Origin of the sequence: Streptomyces sp. NBC_00335 (genome assembly GCF_036127095.1) — a bacterium.
Taxonomy (GTDB): domain Bacteria; phylum Actinomycetota; class Actinomycetes; order Streptomycetales; family Streptomycetaceae; genus Streptomyces.
This window is the reverse complement of the sequence record NZ_CP108006.1, coordinates 1,287,152-1,302,789: the sequence shown is the minus strand read 5'-3', so window position 1 is coordinate 1,302,789 and position 15,638 is coordinate 1,287,152. Positions and strand designations below refer to the sequence as shown.

Below are 15,638 nucleotides of genomic sequence, written 5' to 3'. Positions count from 1 at the left end.
CGAAACCCTGGCAGAGCGGGGCTCTGCCAGGGCAATCGTCGTCACCCGCATGAGCGAGCGGAAACCGGTCAGTCGCGGCGCAGGGGACGGATCAGGCCTTGCGGGCCGCGATGCGGGCTGCGCGGGCGGCCAGCCGCTCGTCGAACTTGCGGGCCTCGGAGTCCAGGCCGTTCATGAAGAGACCGAGCTCTTCCTGGGCCTTCTGCCCGTCGGGGCCGAGGCCGTCGATGTCCATGATCTTCAGGAAGCGGATCACGGGGCTCAGCACGTCGTCGTGGTGGATCCGCAGGTTGTAGACCCCGCCGATCGCCATCTGCGCGGCCATCCGCTCGAAGCCGGGCATCCCGTGTCCGGGCATCCGGAAGTCGACCACGACGTCGCGCACGGCCTGCATCGTCAGGTCCGGGGCGATCTCGAAGGCCGCGCCCAGCAGGTTGCGGTAGAAGATCATGTGCAGGTTCTCGTCCTGCGCGATGCGGGCCAGCATGCGGTCGCAGACCGGGTCACCGGACTGGTGGCCGGTGTTGCGGTGGGAGATGCGGGTCGCGAGCTCCTGGAAGGCCACGTACGCCACGGAGTGCAGCATCGAGTGGCGGTTGTCGGACTCGAACCCCTCCGACATGTGCTGCATCCGGAATGCTTCGAGCTTGTCCGGGTCCACGGCGCGCGAGGCCAGCAGGTAGTCACGCATCACGATGCCGTGGCGGCCCTCCTCGGCGGTCCAGCGGTGCACCCAGGTGCCCCAGGCGCCGTTGCGGCCGAAAAGCGAGGCGATCTCGTGGTGGTAGCTGGGGAGGTTGTCCTCGGTCAGCAGGTTCACGACGAGCGCGATCTTGCCGATCTCGGTGACCTTGGACTGCGCCGGGTCCCAGGCCTCGCCGTCCTCGAAGAATCCGGGGAAGTTGCGGCCGTCGCTCCACGGGACGTACTCGTGGGGCATCCAGTCCTTGGTGGCCGTCAGATGGCGGTTGAGCTCCTTCTCGACCACTTCTTCCAGCGCGAACAGCAGCTTGGCGTCCGTCCACGCCTCCGAGCTGCCGAGGTGGGGAGAGGTGATCGTCACGGGTACTCCTGAGTGCAAAGCGAATTACCTACGGTTCCGTAGCCTACGGAGTCGTAGGTTAAGCGCGACATCAAGACCAGCCAAGCCCCAAGGGTCACTCTGTCCGGTTACGTCCGGTTATCCATGCAGTTTGAAGGGGGCCTGGCGTGGCCTGAAGGGACTAAAGTCACGCGAGCAGGTGGTCCGCGGCTCCCGCCTTGACGGCCGAGATCAGCGCACGGAGCGCATCGATCGAGTCCGTGACGTAGACGGCGGACTCGGTGGTTCCGATGTAAGCCTTCCCCTCGGCGTCCCGCCCGAAGCGGAAACAGTTCGCCCCCTCGCTGCAGAACGCCTCGTCCCAGGCGATGCCGGACGTCGCCGACGGGGTCGCCGGCGTGGTCGCGGTCGTGGTCGTCGTGCCCATGTCGTTCTCTCGTCTCCTCGTCGGATCCGGCTCGGTGGTCAGTCAGCCGGTCGGCCGTTCGGCCCGGTCAGAGGGTCTGTGCGATGGCGCGGATGAAATCGCGGGAGTCGCGGGCCGGCAGCGCCAGGGAGCGCAGCCGCTCCAGCAGGCCCCGGTAGCGGAGCAGCTTCATCTGCGAATCCAGCAACATCGAGCCGTGCGAACTGTCCAGCTGCACGGTGTCCAGCTCGCTGATCGTGGCGGCCGCGTACGTGAAGGACTGGCCGGCGCCGGGGAACCCGCCGGCGGTGAACGGAATCACGCGCACGGTCGTACGGGCCCGCTCCGACTGTTCCAGTATGTGTTCGAGCTGCGCCCGCGCCACCTTCGGACCGCCGAACTGCATGCGCAGCGCCGCCTCGTGCACGACCGCCTCGTACAGCGGCGGCGCCTCGCGCGCGAACACCTGCTGGCGGTGCATCCGCAGGGCGAGCCGCGCCTGCAGGTCGGGTTCGGGCAGCGGTGGGTCGGCGGTGTCGAAAACGGCCCGTGCGTGCGCCTCGGTCTGCAGCAGTCCGGGTATGTGCGTGGTCACGGCGGTATGCAACTCGACGGAGTGGTGCTCCAGTTCGCAGATGTCCAGGAGTGCGGGCGGCAGCATTCCCCGGTGCTGCTCCCACCATCCCTTGTCGCGCTCCTGGGCCATCGAGGCGAGCAGGTCGACCAGCCCCGTGTCGGGGCAGTCGTAGTTGAAGGCGAGGGTGCGGACGCGCTCGGCGCCGATCGCGATCCGGCCCGATTCGATGTTGGGGATCCTGGTGCGGTCCACCCCCATGAGCGCCGCCGCCTGTTGCACCGACATGCCCGACTGCTCGCGGAGTTTGCGCAGCTCGGAGCCCAGGCGCTGCTGGCGCGCGGTCGGCGTACTCCTCGGTGGCACAGGTCCCCCCTCCTCCGGCCGGGCATGCGGGAGTGCCCTCACGAGTCCGGAAATGACATGAGAAAACGGCAAGTCGTCGTACAAGTAGTAGCACTGTGCACCACGTTGCGCTACGGTCGGTAGCGCAAGTCTCACACGGGGCGACCTCCAGCTCTTGTATGACCACACGGCCATCCAGGCATTCAGCACCTCAGAACCTTGGAGCAGCACGATGACGGGCACTCTCCGTGGCCTGCGGTCCGTCCACGAGATCCGGCAGGCCCCGCCAGGGGCGGAGAAACTGAGCTACTCCATAGGCCTGCCGGGCGGCGCCCACTGTGCGGGCAGCGCCCGTGGCGCGCTGCGGTCCCTGCTCGACCGGCACGGACTGCCCGACCTGTGCGACACCGCGGCCCTCGCCGCCTCCGAACTCGTGGCCTGCGCCTACCGGTTCACGCCCGACAAGGAGATGGTGCTCAAAGTCCGCTGGCAGTTCGACGCGCTGCGGATCGTCGTCTTCGACCAGCACCCCGCGCATTCCTCGCCCGAGGCGAGCGAGGAATGCCGGCGCCGGCGCAGCCGCGGGATGTGGCTGCTCGAGGCGGTGGTCGAGTCCTGCGGCGGGGACTGGGGACTCACCCCGGTGCTCACCCCGATGGGAGGCACCAAGTCATGGGCGTTACTGCCCATGCCGCGTTAGCGCCCGTCCTCGTCCCCGTGCCCGTCCCCCTCCCCGTCCCCGTCCCCGCCCCCGCTTTCGCGCTCACCCGTGCCACAGCGACCGGCGGACCTCCTCGGCCGTCGTCGGCCGCAGCCCGTCGTCGAGCAGCAGCCACCGCGTGATGCCGATCGATTCCAGGAACGGCACGTCATGGCTGGCCACCACGAGCGCCCCCTCGTAGGAATCCAGGGCATCGGTCAACTGCCGTACGCTCGCCAGGTCCAGGTTGTTCGTCGGCTCGTCCAGCATGAGCAGCTGCGGGGCCGGCTCCGCGAGCAGCAGCGCCGCCAGCGTCGCCCGGAACCGCTCGCCGCCCGACAGCGTGCCGGCCGGCCGGTCCGCATGCGCACCCCGGAACAGGAAGCGCGCGAGCCGCGCCCGGATCAGGTTGTTCGTCGCGTGCGGAGCGAACCGCGCCACGTTCTCCACGACCGAGCGCTCGTCGTCCAGTACGTCGAGCCGCTGCGGCAGGAACCGGGCCGGGACATGGGTCACCGACTCGCCCGACAGCGGGGCCAGTTCCCCCGCGATCGTGCGCAGCAGGGTGGTCTTGCCCGAGCCGTTGGCCCCCACCAGCGCGATCCGCTCCGGACCGCGCAGCTCCCACTCGCCCGGGATCGCGCCGCCGTGGACCGGGTGCAAGGCGCTCAGGGTGAACACGCGGCGGCCCGGCGGCACCTGGGTGGCGGGCAGTTCGATCCGGATCTCGGCGTCGTCGCGCACCGCCAGCTCCGCCTGGTCGAGGCGCTCCTCCGCTTCCGCCAGCTTCTCGGTGTGCATGATGCGGTGCTTGCCCGCCGACTCCTGGGCCGCACGCTTGCGGGCACCCATGACGATCTTCGGCTCGCGCTTGGTGTCGAACATCTTCTGGCCGTACCGCTTGCGCCGGGCCAGTTTGGCGTGCGCCTGCGCCAGTTCGCGCTTCTGTCGCTGTACGTCGCCCTCCGCGACCCGGACCATGCGCTCGGCCGCCTCCTGCTCGGCCGCGAGCATCTCCTCGTAGTCCGTGAAGTTGCCGCCGTACCAGTGGACTTCTCCTTCGCGCAGGTCGGCGATCTGGTCGACCCGGTCCAGCAGCTCCCGGTCGTGGCTGACCAGGAGCATCACCCCGGACCAGGATTCGACGGCCGCGTACAGCCGGCGCCGGGCCCGCAGGTCGAGGTTGTTGGTGGGCTCGTCCAGCAGGAGGACGTCCGGACGGCTCAGCAGCAGAGCGGCCAGCCGGAGCAACACGCACTCCCCGCCGGACAGTTCGCCGGCGGTGCGGTCCAGGCCGATCCCGCCGAGCCCGAGCTGGTCGAGCGTGGCGAGGGCGCGCTCCTCCACGTCCCAGTCGTCGCCGACCGCCGCGAAGTTCGCCTCGGTCGCCTCACCCGCCTCGATGGCGTGCAGGGCGGCCCGGGCGGTGTGGACCCCGAGCGCCTCGTCCACCCGGAGGGCGGTGTCGAAGGTGACGGTCTGCGGTAGCTGGCCGACGGTGCCGGATACGGCCAACTGGCCATCCCTCGGCTTCAGTTCCCCCGTGATGAGTTTCAGCAGGGTGGACTTGCCGCAGCCGTTGCGCCCGATCAGGCCGGTACGGCCGGGGCCGACGGTCAACTGGAACCCCTCGAAGACGGGCGTGCCGTCGGGCCAGTCGAAGGACAGGTCGGAGCAGGTGATGAAGGTGGGAGCAGGACTCATGGAGGCCTCCAGGTTGCGTGAGTGGTGAGTGCAACGCGGGGGAGACAGCGCACCGCGGGTGAGGGCGGTGGTCGGTGTCTCGGACCTCAGAGAAGCAACGTCCTGCTCCGTTTCGACGGCGATGGGGCGTCTACGAAGCTACGGGCCGGCCGGAGCCGCCGGCAAACGAATTAAGGGAAGCGGGCGCGGCCGCCGGATCGGAAGGGGCCGGATCCGGTGCGGAGGGTCAGCAGGAGCCGCGCATCAGATCCGCGAGGCTCTGGTCCATGTCGAGGTACAGGTGTTCCAGGCCGGGCGGCACGATCGTGGAGGCCCGCTCCAGGAAGCGGCGCAGCTCGGTCGTCACCATCAGCACGATCGCGACCCCCTCGGGGGCGTGGAACTCCACGGTGGTCCGGTCGGCGTCGTACGGGCGCACGCGCACGTCCCCGTGGCCGGACGGGCGGACCAGCCCGGACTCCAGCAGCTCCCGGGAGAAGGTCCACGAGACCTCGATGCCCTCCAGGGTCGCCGGCGCGGGGAAGGCCATCCGGACGGCGAAGGGATCCGACCGGTCGTAGCAGAGCGTGACCGGTACGGTGTCGACCTTCGGTGCGGTGGCGACCAGTCGGGCCTGCACGGCCTGCTCGATGACAGTGATCAAGGCTGACTCCCTTGCGGCGGATCTCGTGCCGGACCGCGGGGTGGGGGCCCGGCAACGGGATAGACGCGCGATTCGGTGAATCCGTGCACGCGAGCCGGAGTGAGCTGTGTCACCGAATGGCCTGAATGCGCCTGTGTGATCGCACAGGGTGACGGGTGGCGCGGGCATCCGGGGTCTGTTCGCAGGCCCCGGAGCCCTCGTAGTACGGCCGGTTCCCGCTCACTCCACAGGCCCAAAGCACGCTCCGGACCACCCGCTCCGGGCCGGTCCGCGCCCCGCTACACCACCGGGCTCTCCCGCACCGTCGCCAGGTCCGCGGACGTCTTCGTCGCGAGGAACTCGGTGATGCGGTAGGCGCAGACGCCCGCCACGGTGAAGGGGTCCTCGGCCGCGATCCTCTCGATCTCCGCGCGGGAGACCCCGCCGGCCAGGATCATGCCCCCGTCGCGCGGAACCTTGCGGCCCGAGGCGAGGAAGATGCCGGCCGCGTAGTAGCCGTCCAGCCAGGCGATGTGCGCGTCCATCTCTTCTTCGACGGCTTCTACGGGCGCGGTGTAGGTGAGCTCCATGACGAACATGATCGTCAGGCTACTCTCGCACCACTATGACGAGTGCGAAGACTCCGGCCGACGAGGCCGAAGCCAGGGCGATACAGGACGAACTGCGCGACCTGGTCGTCCTGGCCGAAACCGGACCCCCGCCCGGCGAAGGGCTGATCGCCGGTGTCGACGTGGCCTACGACGACGAGCGCGACCTGGTGGCCGCCGCGGCCGTCGTTCTCGACGCCGCCACCCTGGAGGTCGTCGAGGAGGCCACCTCCGTCGGCCGCGTCAGCTTCCCCTACGTGCCCGGGCTGCTCGCCTTCCGTGAGCTGCCGACCGTGCTCGCCGCGCTGGAAGCACTGACGGTCACGCCCGGTCTGGTGGTGTGCGACGGCTACGGGCTGGCCCATCCGCGCCGGTTCGGGCTCGCCTGCCACCTCGGGGTGGTCACCGGGCTGCCGGTCATCGGCGTCGCGAAGAACCCGTTCACCTTCACCTACGAGGAACCGGGTGCCCGGCGCGGGGACCTCTCCCCGCTCCGCGCACCCGACGGCGAGGTCGTCGGGCGGGCGCTGCGCACGCAGGACGGCATCAAGCCCGTGTACGTGTCGGTGGGCCACCGGGTCTCCCTGGACAACGCCTGCGCGCACGCCCTGGCGCTGAGCCCCCGCTTCCGGATCCCGGAGACCACCCGGCACGCCGACTCCCTGTGCCGCCGGGCCCTGCGCGAAGCCACCGCCTGAGGCACCGCTTGAGGCACTGCTTGGGCCACTGCTTGAGCCACCGCTTGAGCTGTCGCCTTTGAGCCGTCGCGGCGCCTCAGTCGGAGGCCGCCACCCGGAAGCGGATGCCCGCCTTCCGGAGCCGGTCCAGCAGGGCGTCGCCCATCGCGACGGCGGTGGTCAGCTGGCCGGAGAGCTCGGGCAGGGCGTCGTAGGCGAGGCAGAGCGCGGACTCCGCGAACATCTTCGCGGTCTCCCCGTACCCCGGGTCGCCGCCCGAGACCTCGGTGAACACCCGGCGGCCGCCGCCCTCGCCCACGAACCGCACGCTGAACCAGCTGCGTGCCCGCCGCTCCGCGTCCGGGCCCTGGCCCGGCTCCCAGCGGCCCGCCAGCCACTGGCGCACCGGCGGGATCTGCGCGAGGGCGGCCAACCCGCCGACCGCCGCCGTACCGCCCACCGCGACGGGCAGGTGCCGTACGGAGGCGTAGTGCCGGTAGCGGAAGTCCGGGCCGTACCGCTCCAGCGCCGCCGCCGAACGGGCCACGACCTGGACGTCCAGGACGGGCATGGGCAGGGCCCAGGTCCCGGTCTCCCGGCTGAAGCGCGGCGCGCCCACGGGCACCCGTACCCGACGGCCCAGCAGCCGGGGCTCGTGCATCCGGCGCGCGCGGGCGGCGGCCAGGTTCTGCGGTCCGCGGCCCAGCGCGGTCAGCACGGTGGTGAAGGTGCCGCCCGAGAACAGGGCGTTGGAGCGCACGAAGGCGTCCACGGTCAGCGGAACCCCGGCCGGCAGTTGGCCGACCGTGAAGTACGCCCCGAGGTCGGCCGGGACGGAGTCGAAGCCGCAGGCGTGCACGATGCGGGCGCCGCTCTCGCGGGCCCGGGCGTCGTGCTCGACGTACATGCGGTCCACGAACTCCGGCTCGCCGGTCAGGTCCAGGTAGTCGGTGCCCGCCGCGGCGCAGGCCGCCACCAGCGGGGCCCCGTACCAGACGTACGGCCCCACGGTCGTGGCCAGTACCCGGGTGGAGGCGGCCAGTTCGCGCGTCGCCGCGGCGTCCTGGGCGTCGGCGCGCAGCAGCGGCAGGTCCGCGCAGCGCGGGTCGAGGGCGGTCAGCCGCTCGCGCAGCCGCTCCAGCTTCGCGAGGTCCCGGCCGGCGAGGGCCCAGCGGCAGTCCGCGGGGGCGTGCGCCGCGAGGTACTCGGCGGTCAGCGCCCCCACGAACCCGGTCGCGCCGAAGAGCACGAGGTCGTACTCCCGTTCCGCGGTGCGTGGTTCGTGCCGGACAGCTGCGTTCATCGGGGGCCTCCCAGACGGTGTCGGTGGTGGCTGAGGCTAGCGGGTGTCCGTCGTACGGCCGTGTGGGGGGCCGATTCCTCCGGCCCCGTCGCGAGGCGGTGAACCTTTCCGGTCACAGCACTAGCGTGGGGAAGGACGGTCCGCGCCGGCGCGTGCGGACCGCGACGAGCGGAGGTTCCCATGAAGGCTGGGGTGCGCAGGTGGGAGGCGGTCCGGGAGTTCGCCCTGGGGCTGCCGCAGGCGCGGGAGGAGTTCCCCTGGGGGCCCGAGGACTGCGTCGTGAAGGTCAACAAGAAGATCTTCCTCTTCCTCGGGAACACCGACGGCCCGTCGCCGGGGATCTCCGTGAAGCTCAAGGACGAGGCCCTGCACGGCCACGCCATGACGGCGCCCGGCGCGGAGCCGACCGGATACGGGCTGGGGAAGGCCGGCTGGGTCTCCGTGCCGCTGGGGGAGAAGGGGGCGCCCTCCGCCGAGGTGCTGTGCGAATGGGTGGAGGAGAGCTACCGGACCGTCGCGCTGAAGCGGGACGTCAAGGAGCTCGACGCACGAACCGGCTAAGCGCTTGCTCTTGTGCTGAGTGGAACAGGTTCCTAGCATCACTGGTGTTACATCAGTTGTGTCACACAGTGGCGGCAGTGGTGCCACCGGATGCTGGGGGCTCGATGGCAGTGACAGGGAACGCGGCGGGGAACGTGCCCGGGAGCGGCGGGGGCCCGCTCGCGGGCGTGCGCGTCGTCGAGCTGGCCGGTATCGGGCCGGGCCCGTTCGCCGCCATGCTCCTCGCGGACCTCGGGGCCGACGTGGTGCGGGTCGACCGGCCCGGCGGCGTCGGTCTGGCCGTGAACCCGGCCTACGACATCACCAACCGCAATAAGCGCTCCGTCCTCGTCGACCTGAAGTCCGCCGACGGCCCGGCCCGCGTGCTGGACCTGGTCGAGCGCGCCGACGTGCTCATCGAGGGCTTCCGCCCCGGGGTCGCCGAACGCCTCGGCGTGGGCCCGGCCGACTGCCACGCCCGCAACCCCCGGCTCGTCTACGGCCGGATGACCGGCTGGGGCCAGGACGGCCCGCTCGCCCACACCGCCGGGCACGACATCGCGTACATCGCCGTCACCGGCGCCCTCGGCATGATCGGCAACCCGGGCGAACCCCCCGCCGTCCCCGCCAACCTGGTCGGCGACTACGCGGGCGGCTCGCTCTACCTCGTCATCGGCGTCCTCGCCGCCCTCCAGCACGCCCGCACCCCCGGCGGCAGCGGCCAGGTCGTCGACGCGGCCATCGTCGACGGCACCGCCCACCTCACCGCCATGATCCACGGGATGATGGCGGCCGGCGGCTGGCAGGACCGGCGCGGGGCCAACCTCCTCGACGGCGGCTGCCCCTTCTACGGCAGCTACGAGACCTCCGACGGCGGGTACATGGCCGTCGGCGCGCTGGAGCAGCAGTTCTACGACACCTTCGTGGAGCTCCTCGGCATCAAGGACGAGGCCCCCGCCCGCAAGGACCTGGCCCGCTGGGGCGAGCTCCGCGAAGCCGTCGCCGCACGCTTCAAGTCCCGTACCCGCGAGGAGTGGACGGCCGTCTTCGCGGGCACCGACGCCTGCGTGGCGCCCGTCCTCTCGCTGCGCGAGGCCCCGCACCACCCGCACCTGGCCGCCCGCGGCACCTTCGTCGAGGCCGCCGGGATCACCCAGCCCGCCCCCGCGCCCCGCTTCTCCGCGACCCCGGCCACCGTCGTGGGCGGCCCCGCGCTGCCGGGCGCGCACACGGAGTCCGTGGCGGCCGACTGGGGCGTACCGGGGCTGCTGGGGAAGGAGGCCGACGCCTGATGGAACTCTCGATGATGCTCGACTACTCCGCGGACCCGCGCCGCGCCGCCGATGCGGCGGCGGAGCTGGAGGGGGCGGGGCTCGACGCGGTGTGGGTGGCCGAGGCCTGGGGCTTCGACGCCCCGACGATCATGGGGTACCTGGCCGCCCGGACCGAGCGGATGAAGATCGGCTCGGCCATCCTCAACGTCTACTCGCGCACCCCCGCCCTCATCGCCCAGACCGCGGCGGGCCTGGACGCGATGTCCGGCGGCCGGGCGATGCTCGGCCTCGGGGCGTCGGGCCCGCAGGTGGTCGAGGGCTGGCACGGGAAGCCGTACGACAAGCCGATCGGCCGGACCCGCGAGACCGTCGAGCTGTGCCGCCGCATCTGGCGCCGCGAGACCATCGACCACCACGGCATCACCGACATGCCGCTCCCGCCCGAGAAGGGCGGCCGGCACGGCAAGCCGCTGAAGATGCTGACCCGCCCGGTCCGCGCGGACATCCCCGTCTACGTCGCCTCGCTGGGACCGGCCAACGTGCGGATGACGGCGGAGATCGCCGACGGCTGGCTGCCGACCCTCTTCGTGCCGGAGAAGGCCGGCGAGGTGTGGGGGAGCGCGCTCGCCGAGGGCGCGGCCCTGCGCGCGCCGGAACTCGGCCCGCTGCACACAGTCGCCGGCGGACTGCTCGCCATCGGCGAGGACGCGGCGGCACTGCGCGACCTCGCGCGGCCGCAGATCGCCCTGTACGTCGGCGGCATGGGCGCGGTCGGCAAGAACTTCTACAACGACCTGGCCGTCGCCTACGGGTACGGGGCGCAGGCCCGCAAGATCCAGGAGCTCTACCTCTCCGGGCACAAGCGCGACGCCGCTGCCGCCGTACCGGACGAGCTCTGCGAACTCACCACGCTGTGCGGGCCCGAAGGCTACGTGCGCGAGCGCGTCGAGGCCTTCCGGGCCGCCGGGGTGACCATGCTCAACGTCACGCCCGTGGGCCCCGAGCCGGTCCGGCTCATCGAAACCGTGAAGAACTGGCTGTAAGGAGCCGTCTGATGAAGCGCCAGCTCTTCGACGCCGATCACGAGGCGTTCCGCGAGACCGTCCGCACCTTTCTCACCAAGGAGGTGCTGCCGCACTACGAGCAGTGGGAGAAGGACGGGATCGTCAGCCGCGAGGCCTGGCGGGCCGCGGGCCGGCAGGGCCTGCTGGGCCTGGCCGTCCCGGAGGAGTACGGGGGCGGCGGGAACACCGACTTCCGCTACGCGGCGGTGATCGCCGAGGAGTTCACCCGGGCGGGCGCCGCCGGTCTCGCGATCGGCCTGCACAACGACATCATCGGGCCGTACCTGACCTCGCTGGCCACCGAGGAGCAGAAGCGCCGCTGGCTGCCCGGCTTCTGCTCCGGCGAGATCATCACCGCCATCGCGATGACCGAGCCGGGCGCGGGCTCCGACCTCCAGGGCATCCGGACCACCGCCGAGGACGCGGGCGACCACTGGGTGCTCAACGGCTCCAAGACCTTCATCTCCAACGGCATCCTCGCCGACCTGGTGATCGTCGTCGCGAAGACCACCCCCGAGGGCGGCGCGCACGGCATGTCCCTGCTCGTCGTGGAGCGCGGTACCGAGGGCTTCGAGCGCGGCCGCAACCTCGACAAGATCGGCCAGAAGGCCCAGGACACCGCCGAGTTGTTCTTCAACGACGTGCGCGTGCCCAAGGAGAACCTGCTCGGCGAGCTCAACGGCGCTTTCGTCCACCTGATGACCAACCTCGCGCAGGAGCGGATGGGCATCGCGATGGCCGGCATCGCCGCCGCCGAGTACCTGCTGGAGATCACCACGCAGTACGTGAAGGAGCGCGAGGCCTTCGGACGGCCGCTCTCCAAGCTCCAGCACGTCCGCTTCGAGATCGCGGAGATGGCCACCGAGTGCGCGGTCACCCGTACCTTCCTCGACCGCTGCATCACCGACCACTCCAACGGCGAGCTGGACCACGTCCACGCCTCGATGGCCAAGTGGTGGGCCACCGAACTCCAGAAGCGGGTCGCCGACCGCTGCCTGCAACTGCACGGCGGATACGGCTACATGACCGAGTACCGGGTCGCGCGGGCCTTCACGGACGGCCGCATCCAGACCATCTACGGCGGCACGACCGAGATCATGAAGGAGATCATCGGCCGTTCCCTGCTGGCCTGACCTCCCCCGGCCTCCCCCGACTTCCTCTTCCCCGGCCTCCTCTCTTCCCTGACGTCCTCCGACTTCCCTCGACCCTCCCCATGCCTCCGCACCCCCGAAAGGCTTGACCAGTGAGCACCGAAGCGTACGTATACGACGCGATCCGCACGCCGCGCGGACGGGGCAAGGCCAACGGCTCCCTGCACGGCACCAAGCCGATCGACCTGGTCGTCGGCCTCATCCACGCCCTGCGCGAGCGCAACCCCGGCCTGGACCCCGCCACCATCGACGACATCGTGCTCGGCGTCGTCAGCCCGGTCGGCGACCAGGGCTCCGACATCGCCCGGATCGCGGCGATCGCCGCAGGGCTGCCGGACACGGTCGCGGGCGTCCAGGAAAACCGCTTCTGCGCCTCGGGCCTCGAAGCCGTCAACATGGCCGCCGCGAAGGTCCGCTCCGGCTGGGAGGACCTGGTCCTCGCGGGCGGCGTGGAGTCCATGTCCCGCGTCCCGATGGCCTCGGACGGCGGAGCCTGGTTCAGCGACCCGATGACCGGCTGGAACACCGACTTCGTCCCGCAGGGCATCGGCGCCGACCTGATCGCCACGATCGAGGGATTCTCCCGGCGCGATGTCGACGAGTACGCCGCCCTGTCCCAGGAGCGGGCCGCCGCCGCCATCAAGGACGGCCGCTTCGCCAAGTCGATCGTCCCGGTCACCGACCGCAACGGCCTCGTGGTCCTGGACCACGACGAGTTCGTCCGCCCCGGCACCACCGCCGACACCCTCGCCCGGCTGAAGCCCTCCTTCGCCGACATCGGCGAGCTCGGCGGCTTCGACGCCGTCGCCCTGCAGAAGTACCACTGGGTCGAGAAGATCGACCACGTCCACCACGCGGGCAACTCCTCCGGCATCGTCGACGGAGCCTCCCTCGTCGCCATCGGCTCCCGCGAGGCCGGCGAGCGCAACGGTCTGACGCCGCGCGCCCGGATCGTTTCGGCCGCCGTCTCCGGCTCCGAGCCCACCATCATGCTCACCGGCCCCGCCCCGGCCACCCGCAAGGCCCTCGCCAAGGCCGGCCTGACCATCGACGACATCGACCTGATCGAGATCAACGAGGCCTTCGCCGGCGTCGTGCTCCGCTTCGTCAAGGACATGGGCCTCTCCCTGGACAAGGTCAACGTCAACGGCGGCGCCATCGCGATGGGCCACCCGCTCGGCGCCACCGGCGCGATGATCCTCGGCACCGTGGTCGACGAACTGGAGCGCCAGGACAAGCGCTACGGCCTCGTCACCCTCTGCGTCGGCGGCGGCATGGGCGTCGCCACCATCGTCGAACGCCTCTGATCCGTCCTGTATCCCCGCCCCCCGGACCTTCCGAAACGAAAGCAGTGACCATGAGCGAGTCCACCACGATCCGCTGGGAACAGGACGAGACCGGCGTCGTCACCCTGGTCCTCGACGACCCCAACCAGTCCGCCAACACGATGAACCAGGCCTTCAAGGACTCGATCGCGGCGATCGCCGACCGCGCCGAGGCCGAGAAGGACTCCATCCGCGGCATCATCTTCGCCTCCGCCAAGAAGACCTTCTTCGCGGGCGGCGACCTGAAGGACATGATCCAGCTGCGCCCCGAGCACGCGCAGCTGGCCTTCGACGCCGGCACCGCCATCAAGGCCTCGCTGCGCCGCATCGAGACCCTCGGCAAGCCCGTCGTCGCTGCCATCAACGGCACCGCCCTCGGCGGCGGTTACGAGATCTGCCTGGCCTCCCACCACCGCGTGGCCCTCGACGCACCCGGCTCGAAGATCGGCCTGCCCGAGGTCACCCTCGGCCTGCTCCCGGCCGGCGGCGGCGTCACCCGCACCGTCCGCCTCATGGGCATCGCCGACGCGCTGCTGAAGGTGCTGCTCCAAGGGACCCAGTACAGCCCCCAGCGCGCCCTGGACAACGGGCTGGTGCACGAACTGGCCGCCACGCCGGAGGAGATGATCGCCAAGGCGCACGCTTTCATCGACGCGAACCCGGAGTCGAAGCAGCCGTGGGACGTCCCCGGCTACAAGATCCCGGGCGGTACGCCGTCCAACCCGCGGTTCGCCGCCAACCTCCCGGCCTTCCCGGCCAACTTGAAGAAGCAGCTGAACGGGGCCCCGTACCCGGCCCCGCGCAACATCCTGGCGTGCGCCGTCGAAGGCGCCCAGGTGGACTTCGAGACGGCACTGACCATCGAGGCCCGCTACTTCACCGAGCTGGTCACCGGGCAGACCGCCAAGAACATGATCCAGGCGTTCTTCTTCGACCTCCAGGCCGTCAACGCCGGCCGCAGCCGCCCGCAGGGGGTCGCGCCCCGCAAGGTCACCAAGGTGGCCGTCCTCGGCGCCGGCATGATGGGCGCCGGCATCGCCTACTCCTGTGCCCGCGCGGGCATCGAGGTGGTGCTGAAGGACGTCACCCCCGAGGCCGCCGCCAAGGGCAAGGCGTACTCCGAGAAGCTGCTCGACAAGGCCCTGTCCCGGGGCCGCACGACCGAGGCCAAGCGCGCCGAGCTGCTCGCCCGGATCACCCCGACCGCCGAGCCCGCCGACCTCGCGGGCTGCGACGCCGTCATCGAGGCCGTCTTCGAGGACACCGCCCTCAAGCACAAGGTATTCCAGGAGATCCAGGAGTTCCTCACGCCGGACGCGCTGCTGTGCTCCAACACCTCCACGCTGCCCATCACTGGCCTCGCGGAAGGGGTTTCGCGGCCCGCCGACTTCATCGGACTGCACTTCTTCTCGCCCGTGGACAAGATGCCGCTGGTCGAGATCATCAAGGGCGAGCGCACCGGCGACGAGGCCATCGCCCGCGCCTTCGACCTCGTACGGCAGATCAACAAGACCCCGATCGTGGTCAACGACTCGCGCGGCTTCTTCACCTCGCGGGTCATCGGCCAGTTCATCAACGAGGGCGTCGCCATGGTCGGCGAGGGCATCGAGCCCGCCTCCATCGAACAGGCCGCGGCCCAGGCCGGATACCCGGCCAAGGTGCTCTCCCTGATGGACGAGCTGACCCTCACCCTGCCCCGCAAGATCCGCAACGAGACCCGCAAGGCCTTCGAGGCCGAGGGCCGGGACTGGCCGGAGCACCCGGCCGACACCGTCATCGACCGGATGGTCGACGAGTTCGGGCGCCCCGGGCGCAGCGGCGGCGGCGGCTTCTACGCGTACGACGAGAGCGGCAAGCGCGCCGGGATCTGGCCGGGGCTGCGGGAGCACTTCACCAAGGAGGGGTACCAGATCCCCTTCGAGGACATGAAGGAGCGGATGCTCTTCTCCGAGGCGCTGGACACCGTCCGCTGCTTCGACGAGGGCGTCCTCACCTCGTACGCCGACGCCAACATCGGCTCCATCATGGGGATCGGCTTCCCGGCCTGGACCGGCGGCGTCATCCAGTACATCAACGGCTACGAGGGCGGCCTCGCGGGCTTCGTGGCCCGCGCCCGCGAGCTGGCCGAGAACTACGGCGAGCGCTTCACCCCGCCCGTCTCCCTGGTGGAGAAGGCCGAGCGGGGAGAGACGTACGCCGACTGAGCGGACTGGATGAACCGTCCCGGCCGAGCGGCCGGGACGGGCCGGAGCCGGCCCGCGTGCGGCCCGGGGCACCCCGCCCCGGGCCGTACGCCGGTGCGG

The 15,638-nt window shown here is 71.0% G+C and carries 15 protein-coding genes; 8 read left to right on the top strand and 7 right to left on the bottom strand.

Features of this window, described 5'->3' with window-relative positions; genetic code table 11:
* Positions 1-91: 91 nt before the first annotated feature.
* The 3 genes from OHA37_RS06015 to OHA37_RS06005 form a co-directional block, all read right to left on the bottom strand.
* Positions 92-1,063: an acyl-ACP desaturase gene (locus OHA37_RS06015; protein WP_266903206.1), complete on the bottom strand. Its 972-nt coding sequence runs from the start codon at positions 1,061-1,063 to the stop codon at positions 92-94.
* 166 nt (positions 1,064-1,229) lie between these two features.
* Positions 1,230-1,469, bottom strand: a complete 240-nt coding sequence (locus tag OHA37_RS06010; protein ID WP_323182310.1) for a hypothetical protein — start codon at positions 1,467-1,469, stop codon at positions 1,230-1,232.
* 67 nt (positions 1,470-1,536) lie between these two features.
* Entirely contained in the window at positions 1,537-2,388 is an 852-nt protein-coding gene (locus OHA37_RS06005; protein WP_266903204.1) for a helix-turn-helix domain-containing protein, read from the bottom strand.
* Between the two features lie 211 nt (positions 2,389-2,599).
* Here OHA37_RS06005 and OHA37_RS06000 point away from each other — a divergent pair, with 211 nt between their 5' ends.
* Positions 2,600-3,067, top strand: a complete 468-nt coding sequence (locus OHA37_RS06000) for an ATP-binding protein (protein WP_266903202.1) — start codon at positions 2,600-2,602, stop codon at positions 3,065-3,067.
* Between the two features lie 63 nt (positions 3,068-3,130).
* On the opposite strand, the gene OHA37_RS05995 is transcribed toward OHA37_RS06000, so the two are convergent.
* From OHA37_RS05995 to OHA37_RS05985, 3 genes are all read right to left on the bottom strand, one after another.
* Positions 3,131-4,771 carry an ABC-F family ATP-binding cassette domain-containing protein gene (locus OHA37_RS05995; protein WP_266903200.1) on the bottom strand — a complete coding sequence of 547 codons (1,641 nt, stop codon included), beginning with the start codon at positions 4,769-4,771 and terminating at the stop codon, positions 3,131-3,133.
* Positions 4,772-4,997: 226 nt separating this feature from the next.
* On the bottom strand, positions 4,998-5,414 hold the full coding sequence (locus tag OHA37_RS05990; protein ID WP_266903198.1) for an SsgA family sporulation/cell division regulator: 417 nt from the start codon (positions 5,412-5,414) through the stop codon (positions 4,998-5,000).
* Between the two features lie 278 nt (positions 5,415-5,692).
* A complete protein-coding gene (locus tag OHA37_RS05985) occupies positions 5,693-5,992 on the bottom strand; it encodes a YciI family protein (protein WP_266903196.1) in 300 nt (99 codons plus the stop codon).
* 26 nt (positions 5,993-6,018) lie between these two features.
* On the opposite strand from OHA37_RS05985, the gene OHA37_RS05980 reads away from it, so the two are divergent.
* Positions 6,019-6,699: an endonuclease V gene (locus OHA37_RS05980; protein WP_266903194.1), complete on the top strand. Its 681-nt coding sequence runs from the start codon at positions 6,019-6,021 to the stop codon at positions 6,697-6,699.
* A gap of 76 nt (positions 6,700-6,775) precedes the next feature.
* On the opposite strand, the gene OHA37_RS05975 is transcribed toward OHA37_RS05980, so the two are convergent.
* The gene (locus OHA37_RS05975) at positions 6,776-7,981 is read right to left on the bottom strand and encodes a saccharopine dehydrogenase family protein (RefSeq protein ID WP_266903192.1); all 1,206 of its coding nucleotides are present in this window, start codon (positions 7,979-7,981) and stop codon (positions 6,776-6,778) included.
* A gap of 180 nt (positions 7,982-8,161) precedes the next feature.
* Between OHA37_RS05975 and OHA37_RS05970 the strand changes: the two genes are divergently transcribed.
* From OHA37_RS05970 to OHA37_RS05945, 6 genes are all read left to right on the top strand, one after another.
* The gene (locus OHA37_RS05970; RefSeq protein WP_266903190.1) at positions 8,162-8,542 is read left to right on the top strand and encodes an MmcQ/YjbR family DNA-binding protein; all 381 of its coding nucleotides are present in this window, start codon (positions 8,162-8,164) and stop codon (positions 8,540-8,542) included.
* Positions 8,543-8,646: 104 nt separating this feature from the next.
* Positions 8,647-9,813, top strand: coding sequence for a CaiB/BaiF CoA transferase family protein (locus OHA37_RS05965; RefSeq protein ID WP_266903188.1), 1,167 nt, complete (start codon positions 8,647-8,649; stop codon positions 9,811-9,813).
* Positions 9,813-10,838, top strand: coding sequence for an LLM class F420-dependent oxidoreductase (locus OHA37_RS05960; RefSeq protein WP_266903186.1), 1,026 nt, complete (start codon positions 9,813-9,815; stop codon positions 10,836-10,838). The genes OHA37_RS05965 and OHA37_RS05960 overlap by 1 nt, the downstream gene beginning before the upstream one ends.
* A gap of 11 nt (positions 10,839-10,849) precedes the next feature.
* On the top strand, positions 10,850-11,992 hold the full coding sequence (locus OHA37_RS05955) for an acyl-CoA dehydrogenase family protein (RefSeq protein ID WP_266903184.1): 1,143 nt from the start codon (positions 10,850-10,852) through the stop codon (positions 11,990-11,992).
* Between the two features lie 110 nt (positions 11,993-12,102).
* Positions 12,103-13,317 carry an acetyl-CoA C-acetyltransferase gene (locus OHA37_RS05950; RefSeq protein WP_266903182.1) on the top strand — a complete coding sequence of 405 codons (1,215 nt, stop codon included), beginning with the start codon at positions 12,103-12,105 and terminating at the stop codon, positions 13,315-13,317.
* A 50-nt stretch (positions 13,318-13,367) separates the two neighbouring features.
* On the top strand, positions 13,368-15,539 hold the full coding sequence (locus OHA37_RS05945) for a 3-hydroxyacyl-CoA dehydrogenase NAD-binding domain-containing protein (RefSeq protein WP_266903180.1): 2,172 nt from the start codon (positions 13,368-13,370) through the stop codon (positions 15,537-15,539).
* Positions 15,540-15,638 lie beyond the last annotated feature (99 nt).